General features: G+C 66.1%; 25 protein-coding genes. 21 read left to right on the forward strand and 4 right to left on the reverse strand.

What is annotated here, in order from left to right; genetic code table 11:
• Window positions 1-85: 85 nt before the first annotated feature.
• The 7 genes from CFB34_RS03365 (at window position 86) to CFB34_RS03395 (ending at window position 5,927) form a co-directional block, all read left to right on the forward strand.
• Entirely contained in the window at window positions 86-979 is an 894-nt protein-coding gene (locus CFB34_RS03365) for a LysR family transcriptional regulator (protein WP_226207436.1), read from the forward strand.
• A gap of 95 nt (window positions 980-1,074) precedes the next feature.
• Entirely contained in the window at window positions 1,075-1,812 is a 738-nt protein-coding gene (locus CFB34_RS03370; RefSeq protein WP_089443628.1) for a response regulator, read from the forward strand.
• 1 nt (window position 1,813) lies between these two features.
• Window positions 1,814-2,899: an ATP-binding protein gene (locus tag CFB34_RS03375; protein WP_089443629.1), complete on the forward strand. Its 1,086-nt coding sequence runs from the start codon at window positions 1,814-1,816 to the stop codon at window positions 2,897-2,899.
• Window positions 2,900-3,273: 374 nt separating this feature from the next.
• A complete protein-coding gene (locus CFB34_RS03380; RefSeq protein ID WP_143329541.1) occupies window positions 3,274-3,627 on the forward strand; it encodes a hypothetical protein in 354 nt (117 codons plus the stop codon).
• 391 nt (window positions 3,628-4,018) lie between these two features.
• Window positions 4,019-4,540 (forward strand): PAAR domain-containing protein, encoded by a 522-nt coding sequence (locus CFB34_RS03385; protein WP_089443631.1) that lies wholly within the window; start codon window positions 4,019-4,021, stop codon window positions 4,538-4,540.
• Window positions 4,541-4,542: 2 nt separating this feature from the next.
• Entirely contained in the window at window positions 4,543-5,304 is a 762-nt protein-coding gene (locus tag CFB34_RS03390; RefSeq protein WP_143329542.1) for a hypothetical protein, read from the forward strand.
• A complete protein-coding gene (locus tag CFB34_RS03395; protein ID WP_143329543.1) occupies window positions 5,304-5,927 on the forward strand; it encodes a hypothetical protein in 624 nt (207 codons plus the stop codon). Before CFB34_RS03390 ends, CFB34_RS03395 begins: the two co-directional genes overlap by 1 nt.
• A gap of 312 nt (window positions 5,928-6,239) precedes the next feature.
• Here the strand turns inward: CFB34_RS03395 and CFB34_RS03400 are convergent, their stop codons facing one another.
• A complete protein-coding gene (locus CFB34_RS03400; protein ID WP_089443632.1) occupies window positions 6,240-6,926 on the reverse strand; it encodes a hypothetical protein in 687 nt (228 codons plus the stop codon).
• Between the two features lie 202 nt (window positions 6,927-7,128).
• Between CFB34_RS03400 and CFB34_RS03405 the strand changes: the two genes are divergently transcribed.
• Complete coding sequence (locus tag CFB34_RS03405) at window positions 7,129-8,406, forward strand: MFS transporter (protein WP_089443633.1); 1,278 nt, start codon at window positions 7,129-7,131, stop codon at window positions 8,404-8,406.
• Window positions 8,407-8,823: 417 nt separating this feature from the next.
• Here CFB34_RS03405 and CFB34_RS03410 read toward each other — a convergent pair whose 3' ends face one another.
• Window positions 8,824-9,771, reverse strand: a complete 948-nt coding sequence (locus CFB34_RS03410; RefSeq protein ID WP_089443634.1) for a LysR family transcriptional regulator — start codon at window positions 9,769-9,771, stop codon at window positions 8,824-8,826.
• A 115-nt stretch (window positions 9,772-9,886) separates the two neighbouring features.
• Between CFB34_RS03410 and CFB34_RS03415 the strand changes: the two genes are divergently transcribed.
• The 6 genes from CFB34_RS03415 to CFB34_RS03440 all read left to right on the forward strand — a co-directional run bounded on the left by CFB34_RS03415 (window position 9,887) and on the right by CFB34_RS03440 (window position 16,484).
• Window positions 9,887-10,942: a 4-hydroxythreonine-4-phosphate dehydrogenase PdxA gene (locus CFB34_RS03415; protein WP_089443635.1), complete on the forward strand. Its 1,056-nt coding sequence runs from the start codon at window positions 9,887-9,889 to the stop codon at window positions 10,940-10,942.
• Between the two features lie 67 nt (window positions 10,943-11,009).
• On the forward strand, window positions 11,010-12,182 hold the full coding sequence (locus tag CFB34_RS03420) for an L-rhamnonate dehydratase (RefSeq protein ID WP_089443636.1): 1,173 nt from the start codon (window positions 11,010-11,012) through the stop codon (window positions 12,180-12,182).
• Between the two features lie 8 nt (window positions 12,183-12,190).
• Window positions 12,191-13,108 (forward strand): dihydrodipicolinate synthase family protein, encoded by a 918-nt coding sequence (locus CFB34_RS03425; RefSeq protein WP_089443637.1) that lies wholly within the window; start codon window positions 12,191-12,193, stop codon window positions 13,106-13,108.
• 123 nt (window positions 13,109-13,231) lie between these two features.
• Complete coding sequence (locus CFB34_RS03430) at window positions 13,232-14,524, forward strand: MFS transporter (protein WP_039344369.1); 1,293 nt, start codon at window positions 13,232-13,234, stop codon at window positions 14,522-14,524.
• Window positions 14,525-14,575: 51 nt separating this feature from the next.
• Window positions 14,576-15,523, forward strand: a complete 948-nt coding sequence (locus tag CFB34_RS03435; RefSeq protein WP_089443638.1) for a hypothetical protein — start codon at window positions 14,576-14,578, stop codon at window positions 15,521-15,523.
• A gap of 1 nt (window position 15,524) precedes the next feature.
• Window positions 15,525-16,484, forward strand: coding sequence for an amidohydrolase family protein (locus tag CFB34_RS03440; protein WP_089443639.1), 960 nt, complete (start codon window positions 15,525-15,527; stop codon window positions 16,482-16,484).
• Window positions 16,485-16,615: 131 nt separating this feature from the next.
• On the opposite strand, the gene CFB34_RS03445 is transcribed toward CFB34_RS03440, so the two are convergent.
• Together CFB34_RS03445 and CFB34_RS03450 are read right to left on the reverse strand one after the other, a co-directional pair.
• Window positions 16,616-16,981 carry a DUF1493 family protein gene (locus CFB34_RS03445; protein WP_071333448.1) on the reverse strand — a complete coding sequence of 122 codons (366 nt, stop codon included), beginning with the start codon at window positions 16,979-16,981 and terminating at the stop codon, window positions 16,616-16,618.
• Window positions 16,982-16,984: 3 nt separating this feature from the next.
• Window positions 16,985-17,416 (reverse strand): STM2901 family protein, encoded by a 432-nt coding sequence (locus tag CFB34_RS03450; RefSeq protein ID WP_071333449.1) that lies wholly within the window; start codon window positions 17,414-17,416, stop codon window positions 16,985-16,987.
• Between the two features lie 261 nt (window positions 17,417-17,677).
• Here CFB34_RS03450 and CFB34_RS03455 point away from each other — a divergent pair, with 261 nt between their 5' ends.
• The 7 genes from CFB34_RS03455 (at window position 17,678) to xylB (ending at window position 25,690) form a co-directional block, all read left to right on the forward strand.
• Window positions 17,678-18,952: a sugar ABC transporter substrate-binding protein gene (locus tag CFB34_RS03455; protein ID WP_089443640.1), complete on the forward strand. Its 1,275-nt coding sequence runs from the start codon at window positions 17,678-17,680 to the stop codon at window positions 18,950-18,952.
• Window positions 18,936-19,904, forward strand: coding sequence for a sugar ABC transporter permease (locus CFB34_RS03460; protein ID WP_242808557.1), 969 nt, complete (start codon window positions 18,936-18,938; stop codon window positions 19,902-19,904). Before CFB34_RS03455 ends, CFB34_RS03460 begins: the two co-directional genes overlap by 17 nt.
• The gene (locus tag CFB34_RS03465; RefSeq protein ID WP_089443641.1) at window positions 19,892-20,731 is read left to right on the forward strand and encodes a carbohydrate ABC transporter permease; all 840 of its coding nucleotides are present in this window, start codon (window positions 19,892-19,894) and stop codon (window positions 20,729-20,731) included. The genes CFB34_RS03460 and CFB34_RS03465 overlap by 13 nt, the downstream gene beginning before the upstream one ends.
• A gap of 10 nt (window positions 20,732-20,741) precedes the next feature.
• Entirely contained in the window at window positions 20,742-21,776 is a 1,035-nt protein-coding gene (locus tag CFB34_RS03470; protein ID WP_089443642.1) for an NAD(P)-dependent alcohol dehydrogenase, read from the forward strand.
• 291 nt (window positions 21,777-22,067) lie between these two features.
• Window positions 22,068-23,261 carry a sn-glycerol-3-phosphate ABC transporter ATP-binding protein UgpC gene (gene ugpC / locus CFB34_RS03475; RefSeq protein ID WP_089443644.1) on the forward strand — a complete coding sequence of 398 codons (1,194 nt, stop codon included), beginning with the start codon at window positions 22,068-22,070 and terminating at the stop codon, window positions 23,259-23,261.
• A gap of 30 nt (window positions 23,262-23,291) precedes the next feature.
• Window positions 23,292-24,227 carry an AraC family transcriptional regulator gene (locus tag CFB34_RS03480; protein ID WP_089443645.1) on the forward strand — a complete coding sequence of 312 codons (936 nt, stop codon included), beginning with the start codon at window positions 23,292-23,294 and terminating at the stop codon, window positions 24,225-24,227.
• Window positions 24,224-25,690 (forward strand): xylulokinase, encoded by a 1,467-nt coding sequence (gene xylB / locus CFB34_RS03485; protein ID WP_089443646.1) that lies wholly within the window; start codon window positions 24,224-24,226, stop codon window positions 25,688-25,690. Before CFB34_RS03480 ends, xylB begins: the two co-directional genes overlap by 4 nt.
• Window positions 25,691-25,719 lie beyond the last annotated feature (29 nt).

The raw sequence follows: 25,719 nt of genomic DNA on the forward strand, positions 1-25,719 counted from the left end.
CGCGGCATCGCAATGGGTGTGAAGACAGTCTAGGGACGGTGCCGCGCGCGGGCACGCAGTGAATTGCCGAACGAGGAATGCAAAAATGCATCAGTCAGCACCATCGATGAACTGGGACGACGCACGCGTGTTCCTCGCGATTCATCGCGAACGCACGTTGCGCCGCGCGGCGCAAACGCTCGGGGTCGACCAGGCGACGGTCGGGCGCCGGCTCGCGCAACTCGAGCACATGCTCGGCGCCACGCTGTTCCTGCGCTCGTCGAAGGGCTACCTGACCACGCCGGTCGGCGCGCTGGCGCTGCGCGCCGCCGAGGCGATGGAGCAGCATGCGCACGAGCTCGTCCGGCTGACGCAGGGCGTCGACCGGCGGCTCGCCGGCGAGGTGAAGATCACGACGACCGATGCGCTCGCGATCGAATTCGTGATGCCGTCGATCGCGCGGCTGCATGCGAAGCATCCCGACGTATGCGTGTCGCTGAACACGTCGACGCAAATCCTGAACCTGGCGAAACGGGAGGCCGACATCGCGGTGCGCACCGTGCGGCCCGACAACCCCGATCTCGTCGCGCGCCGCCTCGCCCGCTGGGACATGGGCCTGTTCGCTTCGCACGACTATCTGCACCGGCATGGCGAGCCCGTGCGCGGCAGTGCGTTCGCGGGGCACGATCTGGTCGTCTACCAGCCGTATGTCGACGCGAGCCGCAAGCCGGCGATCGCCGGCGAGCCGATCGACGCAGGCCGCATCGTCGGGCGGATGAATTCGAGCCTGATGATGCGTGCCGCGCTGCGCTCGGGCCTCGGCATCGGCGAAGTACCGGTGCACATGGGCGAACGCGACGGCCTCGCCCGCATCTGGCCCGCGCAGACGCGGGAAGCGCCTTACGAGGTCTGGCTCGTCACGCACCGCGACCTGCGCCACACCGCGCGCATCCGCGCGACGATCGACGAGATCGTGTCCGCGTTCGACGCGCATCGGTAAGCGCGCCGCCGCGTACCACCGCCCGACCGCTGCTCGACAGCATTTCCCATGCGGTAGTATGGCGACTCGATGGAAACCCCGATGGACTCACACGTATGGCCCAGCCTGATCTCCCGCCCCCTTCCAGCGCCGGCCAGGACGCCCAGGCGCTCGTCCTCATCGCCGAAGACGAACCCGAGATCGCCGAGATCCTGACCGCCTATCTCGCGCGCGGCGGCCTGCGCACCGTGCACGCGGCCGACGGCCGCCGCGCGCTGGAACTGCACCTGCAGCTCAAGCCCGACCTCGTGCTGCTCGACGTGCAGATGCCGCACGTCGACGGCTGGAAGGTGCTCGCCGAGATCCGTCATCGCGGCGACACGCCCGTGATCATGCTGACCGCGCTCGACCAGGACATCGACAAGCTCACCGGCCTGCGCATCGGCGCCGACGACTACGTGGTGAAGCCGTTCAATCCCGCCGAAGTCGTCGCACGTGCGCAGGCGGTGCTGCGCCGTTCGATGGCCGGCTCCCGCCAGGAAGAGCAGCGCGTGCTGCGGGTCGCGCCGTTCGAGATCGATCTCGAACGCCACGAAGCCACGCTCGAAGTGGGCAGCGAACGGCACACGCTCGTGCTGACGCTCACCGAGTTCAAGCTGCTCGCGCAGCTCGCGCGCGCGCCGCGGCGCGTGTTCAGCCGCGCCGAGCTGATGGCCACCTGCCTGCCGGAAGGCGACGCGCTGGAGCGCACGGTGGACAGCCACGTCAGCAAGCTGCGCAAGAAGCTGGACGACCTCGGCGTGCAGGGCGTGCCCGTCAGCGTGCGCGGCGTCGGCTACAAGCTCTGGAGTTGACGTGAAGCTCGACGGCCTGAGCCGGCAGATCGCACTGACGATGGCCGGGATGGTGTTCGGCGTGACGCTGCTGATGGTGCTCACCGCCTCCGTCTTCTACTACGTCGCGTTCAACTACTGGCCCGCGCATTTCAACACGAAGGACTGGCTGCCGACCGCGCCGGAATGGCTGTGGCTGATCGCGACCACGTCGGTCGGCCTCGTGCTGTCGGTCGCGGTCGCCGTCAATCTCGCACGCCGCATCCTCGTGCCGCTCAACTCGGTTACTGACAGTATCCGCCGCGTCGCGCGCGGCGATCTCGGTGCGCGCGCCGTGGCAGGCGACCGCTCGCTGCACGAAGCCGCGCTGCTCGCCGACCACTTCAATGCGCTCGCCGACGAGCTGCAACGCGTGACCAACGAACAGGCGATCTGGAATGCCGCGATCGCGCACGAGCTGCGCACGCCCGTCACGGTGCTGCGCGGGCGCCTGCAAGGGCTCGCCGAGGGCGTGTTCAAGCCCGACGAAGCGCAGTTCCGCAGCCTGCTCACGCAAGTCGAAGGGTTGACGCGGCTGATCGAGGATCTGCGCGTGGTCAGCCTCGCGGATGGCGGCCATTTGAGCATCGAGATCCGCGACGCCGACCTTGCCGCCGACGTGCGCGCCGTGGTCGACGTGTTCGCCCATGCGCTGCAGGCCGCCGGCCAGCATCCGGTGCTCGATCTCGACCCGCGGCGCATGCGCTGCGACCCGGTGCGGATTCGTCAGGCGCTGCTCGCGCTGCTGGAAAACGCACGCCGCCACGCGGTGCCCGGCACGATCCGGATCCAGACGCGCATCGAAGCAGGGATGTGCCGGCTGCGCGTCGAGGACGACGGCCCCGGCATCCCGGCCGATTTCGCGCCGCACGTGTTCAAGGCGTTTCGGCGCGTCGACGAGTCGCAGCCCGGCGGCAGCGGCCTCGGGCTCGCCGTCGTCGCGGCGATCGCCCATGCGCACCACGGCGAAGCCGTCTGCGTGCCGACCGGCGCGGGCGGCACGCGGTTCGAAGTGCAGTGGCCCGACAACCTCGTGCCGGCGCCGGAAGACGCGCGCTTTCCGGCCTAGCAAATAGACCTGACATCCACCGGGGTCCATCAAGGACCACAAAAACCCTTGAAACCCGCATGGATACAGGTCTTTTCCTATCGAGCCCTACCGAAGCACACCGAAAGCCGTCTGGTTTTATGTCCAAGTAACGATTTTGGCCTGAGCCATCCTCTACTTGGACATCCGAAGGAAAAAAGTGGCACTCGCCGACACCGCCCTGAAGGCACTCGCCCAGGGACAAGACCCATACCGTCAGCGATGATCGCGGCCTGTATCTGGAGGTATTTCCAACAGGCGGCATGGTCTAGCGCTACCGCTACAGACTGACCGGCAAATACGAACAGCTCACGCGGGGCAAGTACCCAGCGCTTACCCTCAAGAACACAGGGCTCATGCGCGATGGCACATCGCAAATGGCAACAGTTGGCGAGTCGCCCGCCCAGAAGAAACAGCGCGCCAAGGTGCGTGGTCTGCTCAAACGCATGCTCGACTATGCAGTGACATGCAGGCTGATCTCGGCCACCCCGGTAATGGCGTTACCGATGCGACACGTCTACAAGGCCGTCGCGCGTGAACGTGCATTGCCGGCCGAGGACATCAAGCAGTGCCTCCAAGTCGTTCACCTGTCCAACGTGCGCCGTCAGTTCAAGATCCGTTTGCCGCGCCGCATCAGCGGCCGCGCTGAAGGTCCGCCTACGGCCGGCGCCGTCCAACCCATCAGCGCCTCATGGCGATCCCGCGCGTAACGCTGCCGTGTTCATGCATCTTGCTCAAGCCGGCTAGCTGGAACGCCAGGTCGAGGACTCGCGGCTGCGCGGTCGTGGAGATCGACTCGGAGCGCTCACACCCGCCCTTGGTTCGACTCAACGTGGGCCAATGAGGAAAACTGACGTTCGGATGCAATCGAACGTCAGCGTACTCATGTCGAAAGCAATATTCATAAAATAACGAACAACAACAAAAATCAATCTTCGTACTAAAAGCAGACGTATTCGATATTTTTTCAGACGCATCCCATATTCAAGCGCCCATCAAATGTGAAAACTTATATCCGCAATACCCGCCAAAACGACTTGCACTCAGAAATCCAGTTGACGGCGGCTGCGGAGATTTTTATAAAGAATTGGAGTTTTCTCGATGAGCATGCGCGCAAACATAAACGGAAAATCTCAGATCGTAGTTGGAGATCTTACGACCCATGGAGGAGTCGTCATCTCCGGAAGCCCTTTCCATACTTGGAATGACGTCCCCATAGTGCGGGTTGGTGACATTGTTACATGCCCAAAATGTTCACCTCATATCTTCAAGGTCGCCCAAGGGGTAGCAAGCTTCACCGACAATGAGCTACCGGTGGCTACAGAAGACCACTTAACAACCTGCGGTGCAAAGCTCATCGCACGCGCCGCTCCTGCAAGCCTCGTAATTGCCCATACTGCCTTTGCAAGCGGTTCGGGCTACGACGAACAATTCATCTTGCACGATCTGGACGGCAATGCAATTCCGGATATGCCATATAAAATTACCACAGCAGACGGCGCAGTTATTCGCGGGATCACTGATATAAACGGACGCACCGACCGCGTGATTTCTGCTGATACATTAGGAATTTCTATCGAACCCGATATGGATCATATACTCATCAACCATAACGAGGACTAACGATGGCAAATCCAGCCTGGCGAGGCGACGCCTCCACAAATACCGCCCCGCTAAGTGCCAGCAGAATCAGTGCAGACGTAATTCGATATATCAACAAAGTTGATTCCGACAGCGGCTGGTTACTTGTCGGGAGTGAGGATCTTCCACGTCTTCAGTGGAAATCACTTTTCAAATGTTGCAAAGTTATGCTCATCGGAAGCAAGAACGGCCGAACTTACTTCAAAGTGCTTGAGGGAGAATCGAAAGGACAAGTATCATTCTTGTCTGATGATAACGCGAATGAATATCTGGGAAAAACAGCTCCCAAGCAGCAGCCTGTCGAGTTGGTTGTGACCTATGGACACTTTGACCCAGGATGGTTCTCAAAGTCTCGAAATCAGCAGCTGCAACAGCAATTAGCACGCGGAGTTCTCGGTAGCATTCATTTTGAGGTCGCAATGAACACCAGTTGGAACGGCGACTTCTATCCTATTCCGCCAGGGACATACTCGATTTTGTTGCCTGATTTTCCTCACAAGAAAGACTACACCAATCAGTACAAGACTGAATACTCAAGACTGTCCCACCACCAAGTGTGGTTTCCAATTTCGTATGGCAACAATAGTCGATACGTTCACGTGGGCAATGTGTCTGAAGGTTGCGCGACTGTCTTGAGCTTAAGCAGCTGGTCTTCAATTCACGAAATGCTCGTTAGCCACCGTAGCGCGGACGGCAACGGCGTGGGTACACTGATTGTCAAAGGCAAACCCGAAAGGAATCGGTAATGATCAAAAGGTCAGTGCGCTTTGCTTGCTCACTTTTGCTTTCCTCTGTGCCCTTCCACGCCCATGCTTTCGAGGCAGATTTAAATGGGGACGTGGTTATTGATTGGCGGGATTTTCGAAATACAGCAATAAACTACAAGAGGAAAATCAATTTGACAGCCAATATTGAACAGGCAACCAAGGCAGAGGAGAGGGGAAGGAAATACTTCCTCGAAGGTCGTTACGAACACGCCTACTTTCTTGGCTATCAGGATGCTATCGGCTACATTCCGAGGCCGGAGTATTTTTTTATAGTCGGCGACATAAGACTAAGAACTACGCTGTCACTCCATAGCGACTCTCCGCATGCGCCGCCTGGGTATAAGGCGTGCTGGGACAAATATCAGCTTGCGACGGATGTAAGTAGAGATTTGGAACCTTCATTTCAAATGGGATTTGGCTTGGCGGATGAGCTGAATCTATCGAAGACCAAGGATTCAAAAATATACAAAAAAGCCATGGCCAATGCATCTTGCCTTGCTCGATTGACGAATAAATATTTAGAGCAGATGGGGCCCCAGTGCGTACCTATTGAGGAAGTAAAAGCATGCCTTGGAAGTCCGCTCCTGCTTCTTTATCACTAAGGGCTGGCAGGTTCACTCGTATCGTTTTTCACGGCCCGTCACCATCCCACATACACCGCCGTAATCTGCGTCCTTTCGTGTCCAAGTTCGCGGCTGATGGTCCGCCGTACTTGGGTATCCACGGATCACGCTTCTCCGTGGCATCAGGCATCTCCATTGTTATCCATGGTCGTCCACGAAGCGCTAGGACATGAATCTATGCCCAGGTTTATGTCCACGCGTCTAAAGCGACGTCGGGAAATCGCTTTAAATGCAATAGGGTAGGCGGCTTTCTCTTGCTTCTACATCAAGACGCCATCCGCCTTTACACCATCACGCGCCCGGTTCGCGCCCGACCTGTTCGAGCGGCGGGCTGAACCCGAGCACCGTGTACTCCCGCACGGACACCGTTCCTTTCCCGGCCGCGCCCTGTACGACAACCGCGCGCACCGCACCGTCGCGGTCGAATTGCAGGCGGGTGCCGAGGGTCGCGTTGCGCAGCGCCTCCAGTTCCTCGATCCGCGCGATCGCCAACTTGCGCACCGCGCCGGACACGTACACCGGCAGGAACACCAGCGCGATGAAGATCGACACCGCGTCCTTCGACGCGGTATCCAGCACCGGCTGACCCGACATCACGAGCGACAGCGAGGTTGCCGCGACGAAGATCGCGAGCACGGTCGCGCCCACGCCGAGCGACGAGAACCGTTCGGCCGCCTTCTTCATGCGCGCCTTCACGAGCGCGCGCGTGGTCGCGGCGGGCACCAGCCATTCGCGCTGCGCGCCGTGGTATCCGGCGAAGCCGAGGAACAGCGTCGCGACGGCGCTGATGCCGATGGCGGTGTACAGCGCGTCGAACAGCACGCAGACGAATTCGAGCACGAACACGATCACCGGCGGCCACAGCAGCAGACGGAACGAATAGCCGTCGCGGCCGTGCCCGCGGATCCACCATTTCACCGGCGGCAGCTCCCAGAAGCGGCTCTCGCGGCGGAGTGAAAGTTCTTCGTCGTCGGTCAATTCTTCACCTGTGGTGCTCCGTTGCGTCGGGTACGGCTGATGCGGATGATGCGGCTGATGCCGCTGAAACGGGAATGAATACCTGGGGTTATCGATTGATCCCAAAGATTCATTAGACAGTGTCTCCGCCGCCGCGCGATGCTGGCCCGGCCAGTGAACGCGGCGTCATTGTCACGCCGCGCACGAGAATGGAGTGAGACACATGCCTAACGACCCCCGTCAACGGCGCCACACGCTGTGGCTGCTGTGCGCGCTTTCGTTCATCCTCTACGTCGACCGCGTCAACCTCGCGACCGCGGCCGGCGCGATCAAGGCCGAACTCGGCCTGTCGAATACCGAACTTGGCGTCGCATTCTCCGCGTTCGCGTATTCGTATGCAATCTGCCAGATCGGCGGCGGCTGGATCGCCGACCGGTTCGGCGCCCGCATCACGCTGATCGGCTGCGGGCTGATCTGGGTCGTCTCCACCTTCACCACCGGGCTCGTGCACAGCCTCGGGCTGCTGTTCGCCGCGCGGCTGCTGCTCGGCATCGGCGAAGGCGCGACGCTGCCTGCCCAGGCCCGCGCGATCACCCACTGGTTTCCGCGCGAGCGGCGCGGCGTCGTGCAGGGCTTCACGCATTCGTTCTCGCGGCTCGGCAACGCGGTCACGCCGCCGATCGTCGCCGCGCTGATGACCTGGCTGTCGTGGCGCGCGGCGTTCTTCGTGATCGGCGCGGTCACGCTGGTGTGGCTCGCGTGGTGGATCGTCGGCTTCCGCGAGCATCCGGTCGGCGACGAAATCGGCCACGGCCGCACGCGCACCGCCCGCCCCGCGCCGCTCGCCGGCCCGACGCCGTGGGGGCCGCTGTTCCGCCGGATGGCACCGACCATCTTCGTCTACTTCTGCTACGGCTGGACCGCGTGGCTGTTCTTCACGTGGCTGCCGACGTTCTTCCTGAACGGCCAGGGCCTGAACCTGAAGTCGACCGCGCTGTTCGCATCCGGCGTGTTCTTCGCGGGCGTGGTCGGCGACACGCTCGGCGGCTGGCTGTGCGACCGGATCTACCGGAAGACCGGCAACCTCGCGCTGTCGCGCCAGAGCGTGATCGTCGCGAGCTTCGTCGGCGCGCTCGTGTGCCTGCTGCCGCTCGCGGTCGTGCATTCGACGGCCGGCGTCGCGCTGTGCCTGTCGGGGTCGTTCCTGTGCCTCGAACTGACGATCGGGCCGATCTGGGCGGTGCCGAGCGACATCGCGCCGACCCACGCCGGCATCGCGAGCGGGATGATGAACGCGGGCTCCGCGATCTCGGGGATCCTGTCGCCGATCCTGTTCGGCTACCTCGTCGATCGCACCGGGAGCTGGACGGTGCCGTTCATCGGCTCGGTCGCGATGCTGCTGATCGGCATCGTCGCCGCGCTGCGGATTCGCCCTGATCGCTCGTTGGCGGAATCGATGCCGGCGCTCGTTGACGCGCCAGCGGCGCCGTCGGCGCGCTGAGGCGGTTTGCTTCGGGGTCGTCTGCCTTATCCGTCTCGTTGACGGCGCTATCGCGCTTCACTACGTTCCGCGATGGTGGTGCGTGACCGGCTCGACTTGCTCGGCTTGCTCGGCTTGCTCGGTTAGCTCGGTTAGCTCGGTTAGCTCGGTTAGCTCGGTTAGCTCGGCTAATCCGGCTGGTTCGGCTGGTTCGGCTGGTTCGGCTGATCCGGCTGGCTCGGCTGGCTCGGCTGGCTCGGCTGGCTCGGCTGGCTCGGCTGGCTCGGCTGACTCGGCTGGCCGGGGTAGCGCGGCTGACCAGGTTGACTCGGCCGGCTCGGCTGATTCGGCCTGCTCGGCAGATTCGGCCACCGCGGTTGATTCGGCCACCTCGGCCGGCGCGGCTGGCTCGGCCGCCTCGGCTGGCAAACCGCCCCATCAAGCGCCGCCATCATCTCCGCCCCCTTCGCGGTGAAACAGCGCAAGAAACTGCTGCGCGGGAATGCTCAGCGGCCGGTCGCGCCGCACGAGGCTGCCGTACGACGGCAGCTTCTGTTCGAGCGTGTAATCGACGATCGCGACGAGCCCGTGCTCCGCGTTGCGCTGCGCCACCGTCAGCGGGATCACGCCGAGCATGGTCGAACGGTCGACGAGGTTCATCGTGGTCAGGATCGACCCCGTTTCGACCAGCCCGCGCGGCATCGGCTGATGCCGCGCATTGAACTCGCGCTCGACGACCTCGCGCGCCGGGCTGCCGGCCGGCTGCAGGATCCACGTGTAATCGAGCAGCGCGTCGAACGCCACGGGCCCCGCCCCCGCGAGCGGATGGTCGCGGCCCGCGATGATCGCGAGCGCCTCGTCGTCCACCACGCGGAAATCGCAATCGGTCCCGACGTGCCGCCCGATCACCACTTCGAGCACGCCTTCGCGCAGCTGCGGCATCAGCCGGTCGCTCGTATCCACCGCGATGTCGATCGCCAGCAGCGGGTAACGCGCCTTCAACTGCACCAGCGCCTCGGTGAGCCGCCCCGGCGACGCCGCCATGATGCTGCCGATCGCCAGCCGCCCCGCGCTGCCGAGCTGGAGCTCGCCAAGCTCGCGGTTCAACGCCTCCACGCTGCCGCGGATCCCGCGGAAATAGCCGAGCACGCGCTCGCCGGCCGGATTCAGCACGAGGCCGCGCCCGACGCGATCGAACAGCCGCTGGCCGAGCGCGCTCTCCAGCTCGGCCAGCATCTTCGTCGCGGCCGGCTGCGTGAGGCCCATCTGGTCGGCCGCCGCGCGCAGCGTCGAGCATTCGTCCACGGCCAGCAGCAGCGCGATCTGCCGCATGCGCAGCCGGTTCAGCAGCTGCGGCGTCGAGTCTCGTCGGTCGATCGAGCCCATCTTTGATTACTCCAGGTTATCGATTCATCAAGAGTTTTCAATTTACCGACTCATTCCGTCTACCTAGCATCAACCCCATAGACAAACGGCCAAGCGCCGCCACCGGAGACACCGCATGAACACCCCCTCGCCCGCCACGCCCCTGCCCGTCGTCGCGCTGACGCTCGGCGACCCCGCCGGCATCGGCGCCGAACTGATCGCGAAACTGCTCGCCCGCCCCGACGCCACCGCCCGCGCGAATCTCGTGCTGATCGGCGATCGCTGGCTGTGGGAAGCCGGCCAGCGCGTCGCGGGCGTGACGGTCGACGTCGAACCCGTCGCGTCGCTCACCGCTGCGCGCGGCCGGCCGTCGACCGAACGCGCCGCGTTCGTCGCCGTCGACACGATCGACCCGGCCGACGTCACGGTCGGGCAACCCGGCGCGGCCGGCGGCCGCTCGACGCTGACCGTGCTCGACCTGTGCCTCGACGCCGCGCTCGCCGGCGACATCGACGCGATCTGCTTCGCGCCGCTGAACAAGTACGCGATGAAGCTCGGCGGGCTGAAGCACGAGGACGAGCTGCACCACTTCGCCGAAGCGCTCGGCGTGACCGGCTACTTCTGCGAATTCAACACGCTTGGCGAGCTGTGGACCGCGCGCATCTCGTCGCACATTCCGCTGAAGGATGCGCCGGGCTACCTGAGCATCGAGCGGATCGAACAGGCATCCGAACTGATCTACCGGTCGCTGCTCGCGAACGGCGTCGCCGCGCCGAAGGTGGCGATCGCCGCGTTCAACCCGCACGGCGGCGACGGCGGCAGCTGCGGCCGCGAGGAAGTCGACATCATCGAGCCGGCCGTGCGCCGGCTGCAGTCGCGCGACTGGCCGACCGACGCGCCGTTCCACGGCCCGTTCCCAGCCGACACGATCTTCCTGAAGGCGCAGGCCGGCGACTACCAGGCGATCGTCACGATGTACCACGACCAGGGGCAGATCGCGATCAAGCTGCTCGGCTTCTCGCGCGGCGTGACCGTGCAGGGCGGGCTGCCCGTGCCGATCACGACGCCCGCGCACGGCACCGCCTACGACATCGCGGGCCGCGGCACGGCCGACGTCGGCGCGACCTGGCAGGCGCTGCAGATCGCCTGCCGGATGGGCGCCGCGCGCCGCGCACAGCCCGTTTCCGCGTGACCCGAGGGCCCCGCCGGCCGACCGCTTTCCAACACGACAACATCACACCGAACTCCGGAGACACCCGATGAAGATCCGATCCGTGCGCGCCCGCGTATTCCAGTGGAAAGGCAAGACCGTGCCGCCCCAGGGCAACTTCTGCTCGAACGCGATGGACCTGCTGTACGCGCCGCAGGAAACGATGAGCACGTTCCGCTTCCACTCGTGGACGGTCGTCGAAGTCGAGACCGACGACGGCATCGTCGGCCTCGGCAACGTCGCGCTCGCGCCGCATGTCGCGAAGGTGATCATCGACCAGTACCTCGCGCCGCTCGTGATCGGCCAGGACCCGTGGGACTACGAATACCTGAACCAGCGGATGTACCGCGCGACCCACGCGTGGGGCCGCAAGGGCATCGGCATGGCGGCGATCTCGGCGGTCGACATCGCGATCTGGGACATCCTCGGCAAGAGCGTCGGCAAGCCCGTGTTCAAGCTGCTCGGCGGCCGCACCAAGGAAAAGATCCCCTGCTACTACTCGAAGCTCTACCGCACCGACCTGAAGGAAATGCAGGACGAAGCGCAGCGCTACCTGAAGGAAGGCTTCCGCGCGTTCAAGATGCGCTTCGGCTATGGGCCCGCGCACGGGCAGCAGGGCGTGACCGAGAACCTGAAGTCGGTCGCGGCGATCCGCGAGGTGATCGGCTACGACAACGACCTGATGCTCGAGTGCTATATGGGCTGGAACCTCGAATACGCGAAGCGCATCCTGCCGAAGCTCGAGAAATACCAGCCGCGCTGGCTGGAAGAACCGGTGATCGCCGACGACATCGACGGCTACGCGGAGCTGAACCAGCTCACGCGCATCCCGATCTCCGGCGGCGAGCACGAGTTCTCGCTGTACGGCTTCAAGCAGCTGCTCGATCGCAAGGCCGTGTCGGTCGTCCAGTACGACACGAACCGCGTCGGCGGGATCACGATGGCGCACAAGATCAACGCGCTGTGCGAGGCGTACAGCGTGCCGGTGATCCCGCATGCGGGCCAGATGCACAACTATCACCTGACGATGAGCACGCTCGCGTCGCCGATGAGCGAGTACTTCCCGATGTTCGACGTCGAGGTCGGCAACGAGCTGTTCTATTACATCTTCGACGGCGAGCCGGTGGCCGAGAACGGCTTCGTGCAACTGCGCGACGACGTGCCGGGTCTCGGCCTCACGCTGAAGACCGAATTCCTCGACCAGTTCGACATCGTCGAGTGAGGCCCGCCATGCACGCACGCTACCAGGGCGTCTTTCCGGTCGTGCCGACGATCTTCGACGCGACCGGCGCGCTCGATCTCGACGGCCAGCGCCGCTGCCTCGAGTTCATGATCGATGCCGGCTCGCACGGCCTCTGCATCCACGCGAACTACTCCGAGCAGTTCGCGCTCGGCGACGACGAACGCGACCTGATCACGCGCGCCACGCTCGAGCACGTCGCGGGCCGTGTGCCGGTGATCGTCACGACGTCGCACTTCAGCGCGCGGATCTGCGCGGAACGTAACCGGCACGCGCAGGCACTCGGCGCGGCGATGGTGATGGTGATGCCGCCGTATCACGGCGCGACGTTCCGCGTGCCGGAGGCACAGGTGCGCGCGTTCTTCCGCGAAGTCACCGACGGCCTCGACATTCCGCTGATGATCCAGGACGCGCCCGCGAGCGGCGTCGCGCTGTCCGCGCCGTTTCTTGCATCGCTCGCCCGCGAGATCGACGCGGTGTCGTACTTCAAGATCGAGACGGCCGGCGCCGCGTCGAAGCTGCGCGAGCTGATCGCGCTCGGCGGCGATGCGATCGAGGGGCCGTGGGACGGCGAGGAGGGCATCACGCTGCTCGCCGATCTCGATGCCGGCGCGACCGGCGCGATGACGGGCGGCGGCTATCCGGACGGGATTCGCCACATCACCGACGCGCATTTCGCCGGCCGCCGCGACGAAGCCGTCGCGCAGTACGCGCGCTGGCTGCCGCTGATCAACTACGAGAACCGTCAGTCGGGATTCCTGACCGCGAAGGCGCTGATGCGCGAAGGCCGCGTGATCGCGTGCGACGCGCCGCGCTCACCGTGGCCCGCGCTGCATCCGCAGGTGCGCGCCGGCTTGCTCGACGCGGCGCGGCGGCTCGATCCGCTCGTGTTGCGCTGGGGGCGCTAGGCGCGAGGCACCCTGCATCGGTTCACCCGTGCAACGCCGCAGGGCGTTGCGCACCGGCGCGTCACGGCGTGACAGCGGTCCATCAGAAGACCGCCGCCGCCCACCACCAAGACTGGAGACACCATGACCCTGTTGAACCCGGCCACCCCGGCCTACGAAGCCGGCGAAGCCATTCCGCGCCGCCGCTGGCTGCGCGTGATTCCGCCGCTGCTGCTCGCCTGCATCATTTCGTACATGGACCGCGTGAACATCGCGTTCGCGATGCCCGGCGGAATGAACGCCGATCTCGGCATGGACGCGACGATGGCCGGCCTCGCCGGCGGCATCTTCTTCTTCGGCTACCTGTTCCTGCAGATTCCCGGCGGCCGGCGCGCGGCGCTCGGCAGCGGCAAGACCTTCATCGCGTGGTCGCTCGTGAGCTGGGCCGTGCTGTCGGTGCTGACCGGGCTCGTCACCCATACGTGGCAACTGCTGACGCTGCGCTTCCTGCTCGGCGTGGCCGAGGGCGGGATGCTGCCCGTCGTGCTGACGATGGTCAGCCACTGGTTTCCCGACCGCGAACGCGGCCGTGCGAATGCGATGGTCATCATGTTCGTGCCGCTCGCCGGCATGATCACCGCGCCGCTGTCCGGCTTCATCCTCGCCGCGTACGACTGGCATCACCTGTTCTTCAGTGCGGGTGCGCTGTCGCTGCTGTGCCTCGTCGTGTGGCTGATGTTCGCCGACGACGGCCCGGAGACCGCACGCTGGGTGTCGCCGCGCGAGAAGGCCTACATCCTCGACGCGTTGCGCGAAGAGCAGGAGCGCAAGCGCGCGGCCGGCACGCCGGCGGCCGCGTCGTTCGGCGAGCTGCTGCGCAACCCGACGATCTGGCTGCTGATCGCCATCAACTTCTGCTACCAGGTGGGCATCTACGGCTATACGATGTGGTTGCCCACCCTGCTGAAAAACCTCACGCACACCGGGATGGGCAAGATCGGCCTGCTCGCGATGCTCCCGTACGTCGCGATGGTGATCGGCATGTTCGTCACGTCGTATTTGTCTGACCGAACCGGCAAGCGCCGCCTGTTCGTGCTGCTGCCGCTCGTCGGCTTCGCCGCGTGCCTGGCGCTGTCGGTACTCACGCATGCGTCGATGGCCGTATCGTTCGCGTTCCTGATCGGCTGCGGCTTCTTCCTGCAGGCGGCCGCCGGCGTGTTCTGGGCGATTCCGCCGAAGCTCTGCAGCGTCGAGACGGCCGGCAGCGCGCGCGGCCTGATCAACGCGCTCGGCAATCTCGGCGGCTTCTGCGGCCCGTATGCGGTCGGCGTGCTGACCCAGCACGTGAGCGCGGCGGCCGGCGTGTACAGCCTCGCGATCACGCTCGCGGTAGCCGGCCTGCTCGCGCTGACGCTGCCGAAACGCTGCGAGGACTGACACCGGATACACGAATACGCAGGCTTGCTGACGAATTGACGGAGCCCCACCATGAACGACATCCTGTTGCTGGTGCAGAAATGCGCCCACACCTTCAGCTTCTACGACCTCGACACGAAAACCGCGCTCACGCACGTCGTGCTGCCGAACTTCCCGCACGAGTTCACCGTCGACGTGAACGAGCGCTTTGCGTACGTCGGCATCTTCGGGATCGAGACCGCGTGGTCGCGCGGCCATGAAGGCGATCACCGGATCGCGGAGATCGATCTCGTCGAACGCACGCACACGCGCATGCTCGACCTGTGGCCGTACTACCGGCCGCACGGGATGGCGAGCGATCGCGACGGCCGGCTGTACGCGATGAGCGAGGCGCACGACATGCTGCTCGTGTTCGACGAGCCGACCAAACAGCCCGTGCCGAACATGGCCGTGCCGTCCGGCGGCGTGAAGACGCACCTCGTTACGCTCACGCGCGATGCGAGCCGCGCGTACGGCGTGCACCTGCTGTCGAATACGGTCACGCAATTCCATCCGCGCGACGCGACGGTCGCGCCGCGCGCGGTGATGCCCGGCCCGCGTCCCGAAGGCAACGCGCTGTCGAGCGACGAACGCACGCTGTTCGTCGCGAATCGCGGCGACGACACGCTGGTCGAAATCGACACCGACACGATGACCTGCGGCCGCCGTGTGAAGACGCGCAGCGATCCGAACCGCATCTACCGCACGAGCGCGCCCGACGGCCGCGACCTGCTGCTGCTGACCAATTCGGGCGAGCGGTCGATTTCGGTGTTCGATGCGCGGCAGCTCGAGGAGATCGAACGCATCGCGCTGCCGGCGAACCCGACCGCGCTGTCGTTCCATCCGTCGCGGCGCGTCGCGTACGTGTCGTTCCAGGACGACTACGTGCGCGAGCTCGACCTCGATACGTGGCGTTTCGTCGGTGCATTGGCGACGCTGCGCGAGCCCGATGCGTCGTACGTGCTCGCCGGGGCACGCTGACATGCGCGACGCGTCGCCGCTTGACGGCATGCCGGATGCGCTCGTCGATGCGCATCACCACCTGTGGCGGCTCGATGCCGGTGCCCACTATCCGTGGCTGCAGGACGACTACGATCCGGCGCGCTTCATGTTCGGTGATTACACGGCGCTGTGCCGCGATTTCGGGGTGAGCGAACTCCGGCACGCGGCGCGGGGCGTGTCGATCGTCGCGAGCGTGCACGTCGAGGCCGAACGTGCGCGTGATGAGGCGCTGGCGGAAACGCGCTGGCTGCACGAGGTCGCGGCGTCGCACGGGTTGCCGTCGGCGGTCGTCGCGTGGGTCGACCTGCTCGCGAGTGATGCGGACGAGCGGCTTGCCGAGCAGGCCGCGTGGCCACGCGTGCGCGGCGTGCGCTTCAAGCCGCGCACTGCGGCTGCGCCGGATGCGTCCGTCGACGGGCCGGGCACGCTGCGCGATCCGCGCTGGCCGGCCGCGCTGGCACGCCTCGCCGCGCATGGCCTGAGCTGGGATCTGCGCGTGCCGTTCTGGCATCTCGGCGAGGCGGCTTCGATGCTCGCCGATGCACCGGATGTCGACGTCGTGCTCGAACATGCGGGGCTGCCGTGGGATCGCTCGGATGCGGGGCTCGCACATTGGCGGCGCGGCATGGAGGCGCTTGCCGCGTCGCCGCGCGTGGTCGTGAAGATCTCCGAACTCGGCTTGCGCGATGCAGCGTGGAACGAAGCGGACAACGCACGAATCATCCGCGACACGATCGCGATCTTCGGCGCGCAGCGCTGCCTGTTCGCCAGCAACTTTCCGGTGGCCGGGCTGCGCGTGTCGTATCCGGCGCTGCTGCGCACGTTCGCTCGCGCGATGACGCACCTCGACGACGCCGCGCGCCGCGCGATCTGGCATGACAACGCGCTGCGGGTGTACCGGATCGCACTCGACATTCCGCACGGGCCGGCGCGCGGATGAAGCTGCGCGCGCGATAAATGCACGGGCTCAAGCGCAATAAACAGGTAGGTAGAAAAATTTCGCGTGGCGTAATTGCGTTTCCGCCAGTGAAAAGGCCCGGTCAGTACATCGACCGGCCCTGCGATATACGATCACTGCCCCGCTGCAGCCTCTATCGCGTCCGTGTCCCACTTCCCACGTCGCGTTGCCTCGGCCAGCATCCCCAAGGTCAGCGGCCGCCGTTCCGGGTGCCGGAGGCGCTTGACGAACAGCCCGATAATTGACGACAGCAGTTCCTGACCTTCGGGGCCAAAATAGCGCCGGTACGGGAATCCCTGGGCGTCGACGCCGAATGTCTCTGCCCACCTGTCGATGAACTCCACCCCATCGAGACCCGTGACGCCGAGATCCTGCTCAAGCCGGGATTCCGGCTGCAGGTTCAGCTTACCGCCGAGCAGTGGCCGACCGAGTTCTTCGCGTGTGAAGGCTTCGAGGCGTTCCCAGGTATCGTCTTTCATGGTTCAGAGCACCCGGTCCTCGGGCTTTACGACTCGGTTGTAGGTCGACACGGTGTTGCGCATGATCAGATAGGCGTCGCGAGCCAGGAACACCTCGCCCACGACGGGGATCGCCCGACCGACCCACGCGCCGAGGCGGCGAGTGAAGGCGATCCGAATACCGGACAAGCCGACACCCATGATCATCGGCAGGCGAAACGGCAACGTTTGAGGAAACAACTTCCGAGCTGCAAGGGAGGCGACGGACGTGCCCGGCGTAGCGCCGGCGAACTTGCCAGGGACCGGGACGTCAGCCTGACCGAGAAGCATCGCTGACGCAGCGGCGAGATCGTCCAGGCCGAGTTGCTTGCGTGTCTCGTCGAACGCTACCAGGGCGAAGACGTCGACGGGCCGCAAATCCTGCCAGGTGCCGTACGTGTACCTGTTTTCACTCATTCATTTTTCTCCTGATCCAGCAAGAGCGCTGCTCTCTCAGCGGGTGCCCCCTGCGAAGGCGCTACTTTACCGCATCGCCTGGCACAGCCTGACCAGCCGGGTTCCCCACCCACCACCACATTTTGTGCATTGCACGACCAACCTTGAGCAAAAAGTATCGGTTGGCGTTTTCTTTTGATGTGGTGATCGCATCGCCCCCGTCACACCATTGTTCCTGCCGTCATCGACGGCATTCGAACAAGCAGAATCAAGGAGACACGGGTGAACAAGATGCGAATCGTCGCAGCCGGCGTGCTGCTCGGCGCCTGTCTGCCGGGCGTCGCGGCCGCGCAGGTCTGCAAGGTGCCGACCCTTCGGGTGCTCGCGCAGAAGAGTCTCGGCCTGTCGGTGATGGAGAAGTCGCTGGCCGACTACGAGAAGAAGAGCGGCACCAAGGTCGAGATCAGCTATTTCGGCGAGAACGACCGCCGCGCGAAATCGCGGCTCGACGCGTCGACCGGCGCGGGTTCCTACCAGATCTACTACGTCGACGAGGCGAACGTCGCCGAATTCGCGTCGGCCAACTGGATCGTGCCGCTCCTCAAGTACTACCCGAAGGAATACGACTACGACGACTTCCTGCCCGGCCGCCGCGCGGTCGCGAGCTACAACGGCGTTGCGTACTTCGCGCCGCTGATCGGCGGCGGCGACTTCCTGTTCTACCGCCGCGACCTGCTCGACGCCGCCCACATCCCGGTGCCGAAGACGCTCGACCAGCTCGTCGCCGCGATCAAGAAGCTCAACGCGCCACCGAAACTGTACGGCTGGGTCGCACGCGGCCAGCGCGGCTCGGGGATGAACGTGTGGCGCTGGTCGCCGTTCATGCTCGGGATGGGCGGTGCGTGGACCGACAAGGGCGGCCAGCCCGCGTTCAACTCGCCGGCCGCCGTGAAGGCCACGCAGCTCTACAGCGACCTGTTCAAGTACGCGCCGCCGGGCTCCGCGACCTACGACTGGAGCAACGCGCTCGAAGCGTTCCGCTCGGGCAAGGTCGCGTTCATGATCGAATCGACGCCGTTCGCCGACTGGATGGAGGATGCGAGCAAGTCGAGCGTGGCCGGCAAGGTCGGCTACACGCGCCCGCCCGCGCCGCTGCCGTCGGCCGCGTACGGCCACGGCTTCGCGATCTCGGCGGTCGGCGCGAAGGACGACTGCACGCGGATGGCCGCCGGCCGCTTCATCGCGTGGGCGACCAGCAAGGACCAGGAGCAGGCGCGGCTGCGCAACGGCGTGTTCAGCGACTACAACCGGTCGAGCACGATCGCGAGCCCGTACTTCAAGCAGCACGTCGCGCCGCAGATCCAGGCCGGGCTGAACGACACCAACCCGGTCACGCAGGTGACGATCTGGCGCACGCCGCAGTGGCCGGATATCGGCGACAACCTCGGCATCGCGCTCGAGCAGGTGTTCACCGGCACGCAGACGGACGTGCGCGGCACGCTCGACGACGCAGACCAGTACGCGAAGGACGCGCTCGAACATGGCGCTCGCAAATGACGGCGCCGGCGGACGCGCGCTCGGCGTCCGTCCGGCCCCTGCCCCGCCTTCCGCACCGTCCGCCCGGCGCGGCCGCGCGCGCCGCGACCGCACGAGCCTGCCGTGGGTGTTCCTCGCGCCGACGCTCGCGCTGCTCGCCGTCCTGAGCCTCGTCCCGACGGTCGCCGCGATCAACCTCGCGCTGCGCAACCGCGTGCTGCGCTATCCCGACAGCGAATACGTCGGCCTGCGCAACTTCATCCGGCTCGCGTCCGACCGGCGCTTCCTGAACGCGATCGAGGTGTCGGTGCTGTGGGAAGTCGTCACGGTGGCCGGCGCGGTGCTGGTCGGGATCGCGCTGGCCGTGTTCCTGTTCGAGCGCGTGCATGGCCGCTGGCGCCGCCTCGCGTCGCTGGTGCTGATCATGCCGGTGCTGCTGCCGCGCGTGTCGGCCGCGTTCATCTGGAAGTTCATGTACGCGCCGCTCACCGGCATCCTGAGCTGGCTGCTCGGCCTGCTCGGGATCGAGAACACCGCGTTCCTCGCCGATCCGCATCTCGCGCTGTACGCGGTCGCGCTGGTCGACGTGTGGCAATGGGGGCTGTTCTTCGCGGTCGTGATCCTGAAGCTGCTGGAGACGCTGCCGCCCGAGCCGCTCGAAGCCGCGCGGCTCGACTACGCGACCACGTGGCAGGTGCATGCGTACATCGCGCTGCCGATGCTGAAGGCGCCGCTCGTGAGCCTCGTGTTCATCAAGATGGTCGAATCGCTGCGCTCGTTCGACCTGATCTACGTGATGACCAAGGGCGGCCCCGGCATCGCGACCGAAACGCTCGACCTGTACGCGTACCAGCAGGGCATCGGCCTCGCCGGCAAGGTGTCCTATGCGTCGGGCATGGCCGTGCTGATGATGGTCGCGACCACGCTCGTCTTCACGCTCATCTGGAAGAGGGTCAACAAATGGGACGACTGATGGCCCGCCGCGGCCCCGCCGCGACCGTTTCGCACCTGTCGACCGTCGTGATCGCCGGCGCGATCCTGCTCGTCGCCGCGTTCCCGCTGTTCTGGGCCGTGCTCAATTCGCTCAAGCACCTGCTCGACATCGTCACGCCCGTGCCACGCTTCATCTTCACGCCGACGCTCGCGAACTACGAGCAGGTACTGTCGAGCCCCGAGGTGGTGATCGGACTCGGCAACAGCATCGCGATCGTCGGCGCGGCCGTGCTGATCGGCGCGGTGCTCGGCGTGCCGGCCGCGTATGCGATCGCGCGTTACCCGATACGCGGCAAGCGCGACATCCAGTTCTTCCTGCTGTCGCTGCGCTTCCTGCCGCCGGTCGCGGTCGCGCTGCCGCTGATCGCGATCTGGGTCGATCTCGGGCTGTACGACACGAAGCTGTCGATGATCGTCACGTACCTGCTCGTCACGCTGTCGACCATCACGTGGCTGTCGATCCCCGTGTTCCGCCGGCTGCCGCGCGAGATCGAGGAAGCCGCCGCGCTCGACGGCTACGGCCCGTATGCGGTGTTCTGGCACATCGCACTGCCGGTGTGCGCGAGCACGCTGCTCGGCGGCATCGTGTTCAGCTTCGTGCTGGTGTGGAACGAACTGATGATCGCGCTCGCGCTGACGTCATCGCGCAGCGCGACGCTACCGGTGGTTGCGTCCGCGTTCACGTCGCTCGGCCAGGAAGTGCCGTGGGGCGTGATCAACGCGTCGACGGTGCTGCTCGCGCTGCCGCCGCTCGTGTTCGTCGGCATGCTGAGCCGCCTGCTCAATTCGATGGTCAAGGGAAAATAAGGAGGATGTGTTGAAAGCACTCGTACTCGAACGCACGCGCGAACTCGCGCTGCGCGACATCGACCTGCCGCAGGCGCTCGGCCCTGGCGACGTCCGGATCAAGGTGCATACGGTCGGCGTCTGCGGCAGCGACGTGCATTACTACGTTCACGGCGGCATCGGCCCGTTTCGCGTCGACGCGCCGATGGTGCTCGGCCACGAGGCGTCCGGCACCGTCGTCGAGACCGGCGCCGGCGTCACGCACCTGCGCATCGGCGACCGCGTGTGCATGGAGCCCGGCGTGCCGCGCCTCGATTCGCCCGCGACGCTGCGCGGGCTCTACAACCTCGACCCCGACGTACGCTTCTGGGCGACGCCGCCCATCCACGGCTGCCTGACGCCGTACGTCGTGCATCCGGCCGCGTTCACGTACCGGCTGCCCGACACCGTGTCGTTCGCCGAAGGCGCGATCGTCGAGCCGCTGTCGATCGGCCTGCAGGCCGCGAAGAAGGCGGCGATGAAGCCGGGCGACCTCGCGGTCGTGATCGGCGCCGGCACGATCGGCGCGATGACGGCGCTCGCCGCGCTCGCCGGCGGCGCCGCGCGCGTGATCCTCGCCGACGTCGTGCCCGACAAGCTCGCGCTGTTCGCCGACAACCGCGCCGTCACGACCGTCGACGTGCGCACTCAGTCGCTCGCCGACGTGGTAGCCGAAGCCACCGACGGCTGGGGCGCGGACGTCGTGTTCGAGGCCAGCGGCAGCACGAACGCGTATGCGGGCCTCGTCGACCTGATGTGCCCGGGCGGCTGCGCGGTGCTGATCGGGATGCCGGTCGCCCCGGTGCCGCTCGACGTGGTCGCGCTGCAGGCGAAGGAGGGCCGCATCGAATCGGTGTTCCGCTACGCGAACATCTTTCCGCGCGCGCTCGCGCTGATCGCGTCCGGCGCGATCGACGTGAAGCCGTTCATCTCGCGCACGTTCCCGTTTTCCGAAGGCGTGCGCGCGTTCGAGGAAGCGGCGAGCGGCCACCCGAGCGACGTCAAGATTCAGATCGAAATGGATTAGGGCGTGTTCACGCTAATAACGGGCTTGCGAACGTGCCTTTCCGCCCGCAGTGCAAGGAGTAAGGAGCGCCGTTTGGCCGTGCCAAACAAGCGACGCACGACGCCGCAATGTGGGCGTAAAGGCACGTTCCCCTGTTTGAAAAATACATGCGTGGGGCTGGCCCCCAGAAGGGCCGATCGCCGCGTCATGCTCCTCGCGAATACGTCGAGTATTCGCTTCGTCGCAATCCTCGCGCTCGGCCCTTCTGGGGGCCAGCGCAAGCCCGTTATTAGCGTGAACACGCCCTAAACCATGGCCCAGATCACCTGCAAAGCTTTGTCGAAGCACTATGACGGCGGCCCCGCCGTGCTGCACCCGCTCGACCTCGAGATCGCCGACGGCGAATTCATCGTGCTGCTCGGCCCGTCCGGTTGCGGCAAGTCGACGATGCTGCGGATGATCGCGGGCCTCGAGGCGATCACCGGCGGCGAGCTCGTGATCGGCGACGCGGTCGTCAACGACCTGCCGTCGCGCGAGCGCAATGTCGCGATGGTGTTCCAGAACTACGCGCTGTACCCGCACATGACGGTGTACGACAACATCGCGTTCGGCCTGCGGCGCCTGAAGGTGCCGCCCGACGAGATCGACCGCCGCGTGCGCGACGTCGCGCGCATCCTGAGCCTCGACGCACTGCTCGACCGCCGCCCGCGTGCGATGTCGGGCGGCCAGCAGCAGCGCGCGGCGATCGCACGCGCGATGATCAAGACGCCCGCCGTGTTCCTGTTCGACGAGCCGTTGTCGAACCTCGACGCGAAGCTGCGCACGCAGTTGCGCGGCGACATCAAGCGGCTGCATCGGCGGCTGAAGACGACCACGCTGTACGTCACGCACGACCAGCTGGAGGCGATGACGCTGGCCGACCGCGCCGTGCTGATGCGCGGCGGCCACATCGAGCAGATCGGCACGCCGGCCGAGCTGTACGGGCAGCCGCACACGGTGTTCGCCGCCGGCTTCGTCGGCACCCCGGCGATGAACTTCGCGGCGGGCACGATCGAGCGCCGCGGCGCGAACGTGCTGCTCGACTGCAACGGCGCGCGCTGGCCGCTCGCGTCGCCGCGCTTCACCGGGCTGCACGACGGCCAGCAGGTAAAGGCCGCGATCCGCCCGAACCACCTGCGGCTCGTCATCGAACCGGATCCGACCCCGGGCGCGCTCACGCTGACCGGCACGGTCGAGCTCGTCGAGCTGCTCGGCGCCGAGGCGCTCGTCACGCTGGACTGGCACGGCCAGCCGTGCGCGGCCCTCGTGCCGGCCCCGATGGCCCCGGCGCCGGGGGCCGTGGTAGCGTTCCGCTTCGACGAAGAAGCCCTGCATCTGTTCGACGCCGGCACCGAGCGCAACGTCACGCTGCCGGACGCGAACCCTATCGCGCACGCGGCGCCGCCGGCGGCCGCGTCGCGCACCACCCCGCCCGCCGCGACGGGCTGGTCGATGTCCCGTTCGTAGCACGCCGGCACGCCCGCGACGGAGCACACGATGAACCCGGATCTCGAGATCGTTCCCACCCACCGCGACGAATCGTTCCGCGCGTGGGTCCACGACTATCCGCACTCGGTCGCGAAGTGGCACTTCCATCCCGAGTACGAGATTCATCTGATCCAGTCGTCGCACGGCAAGATGTTCGTCGGCGATCACATCGGCGATTTCGGCCCGGGCAATCTGATCATCACGGGGCCGAACCTGCCGCACAACTGGGTCAGCGAACTTCCCGACGGCGAGCGCGTGCCGTCGCGCGACGTCGTGCTGCAGTTCTCGCGCGATGCGATCGAGAAGATGGTCGGCGCGTTCAGCGAGCTGCAGCCGGTGATCGACCTGATCGACGATGCAGCACGCGGCGTGCAATTTCCCGACCGCGTCGGCCGCGACGTCGCGCCGCTGATGCTCGAGCTCGCGAACGCGCACGGCTGCCGGCGCGTCGAGATCCTGATGTCGCTGTTCGACCGGCTGTCGTCGTGCCGCGAGCGGCGCGTGCTCGCCGGCCCCGGCTACCGCAGCGACGCGCAGCACTACATGTCGTCGACCATCAACCAGGTGCTGTCGTACCTGCAGCAGAACCTGCCCGGCATGCTGCGCGAGACCGACGTGGCCGCGTTCGCCGGGATGAGCGTCAGCACTTTCACGCGGTTTTTCCGCCGCCATACCGGCTCGTCGTTCGTGCGCTACCTGAACCGGCTGCGCATCAACGAAGCGTGCGAGCTGCTGATGTTTTCCGACCTGACGGTGACCGACATCTGCTACCGGGTTGGCTTCAACAACCTGTCGAATTTCAACCGTCAGTTTCTCGCGATGAAGCAGGTGCCGCCGTCGAGGTTCCGCGCGCTGCACCGGCTCAACGAACCGCACGGCCGCGACGACGCGCCGCCCCCGCGACGCACGCCGCCGCGCGCCCCAGACAGGATGCTTCACACGTGACATTTCTCGGCATCGATCTCGGCACGTCCGAGGTCAAGGTACTCCTCACCGATTCCCGTTCGGTCCCGCTCGCGACCGGCTCGGCCGCGCTGTCGATCAGCCGCCCGCGTCCGCACTGGTCGGAGCAAAGCCCGCAGGCATGGTGGCACGCGACGCTCGACGCGATCGCGGCAGTGCGCGCCGCACACCCGGCCGGCTTCGCCGCGCTGCGCGGCATCGCGCTCTCGGGGCAGATGCACGGCGCGACGCTGATCGATCGCGCGGACCAGGTGCTGCGCCCCGCGATCCTGTGGAACGACACGCGCGCCGGCACCGAGTGCGTCGAGCTCGAGGCGCTGGTGCCCGAATCGCGCGCGATTACCGGCAACATGGCGATGCCCGGCTTCACCGCGCCGAAGCTGCTATGGCTCGCGAAATACGAGCCCGCCGTGTTCCGCGCGCTGCACAAGGTGCTGCTGCCGAAGGACTACCTGATCTGGCGCCTGTCCGGCGAATTCGTGTCCGAGATGTCCGATGCGTCGGGCACGCTGTGGCTCGACTGCGCGCGCCGCGACTGGTCCGACCGGATGCTCGCCGCGACCGAGCTGACGCGCGCGCAGATGCCGCGCCTCGTCGAAGGCAACGCGCCCGCCGCGCAGCTGCGCGACGCGCTGCGGCGCGAATGGGGCATCGCGGGGCCCGTGACGATCGCCGGCGGCGCCGGCGACAACGCGGCTTCGGCGATCGGCATGGGCGTCACGGGCGCCGGCAGCGGCTTCCTGTCGCTCGGCACGTCGGGCGTGCTGTTCGCCGGCAACGACCGCTTCGCGCCGAACCCGGATGCGGCCGTGCACGCGTTCTGCCACTGCGTCGAAGGGCGCTGGCACCAGATGAGCGTGATCCTGTCGGCCGCGGCGAGCCTCGACTGGCTCGCGCGCGCGCACGGCACGACCGCCGGCGAGCTGGCCGCGCGCGCCGAACGCGCGGAGCCGGCGCGCGGGCCGCTGTTCCTGCCGTATCTCGGTGGCGAGCGCACGCCGCACAACGACGCGCATGCACGCGGCGTGTTCTTCGGACTGTCGAACGAACACACCGCGGACGATCTCGCGTATGCGGTGATGGAAGGCGTCGCGTTCTCGATGGCCGACGGCTACGACGCGCTGCGCGCGGCCGGCACGACGCTCGACGCGGTGTCGTTCATCGGCGGCGGTTCGAAGAGTGCGTTCTGGGCGCGGCTGTGCGCGAATGCGACCGGGCTCGCGATGCAACGTCATGCGGACGGTGCGGTTGGTGCTGCACTCGGCGCGGCGCGGCTTGCACGCCTGGCCGCGACCGATGACACGCTTGAAGAAGTCTGCGTCGCGCCGCCCGCCACGGAGAGGGTCGCGCCTGATGCTGCGACGGCCCATCTGCTGGCCGGGCGGCTGGCGCGGTATCGGCGGCTGTATCACGCGCTGCGCGACGAATTCGCGGCGGCCGACTGACTGACGCGCGGCTCGGCCGGCGTCTTCGT

It is taken from the genome of Burkholderia sp. HI4860 (assembly GCF_002223045.2).
Lineage (GTDB): Bacteria > Pseudomonadota > Gammaproteobacteria > Burkholderiales > Burkholderiaceae > Burkholderia.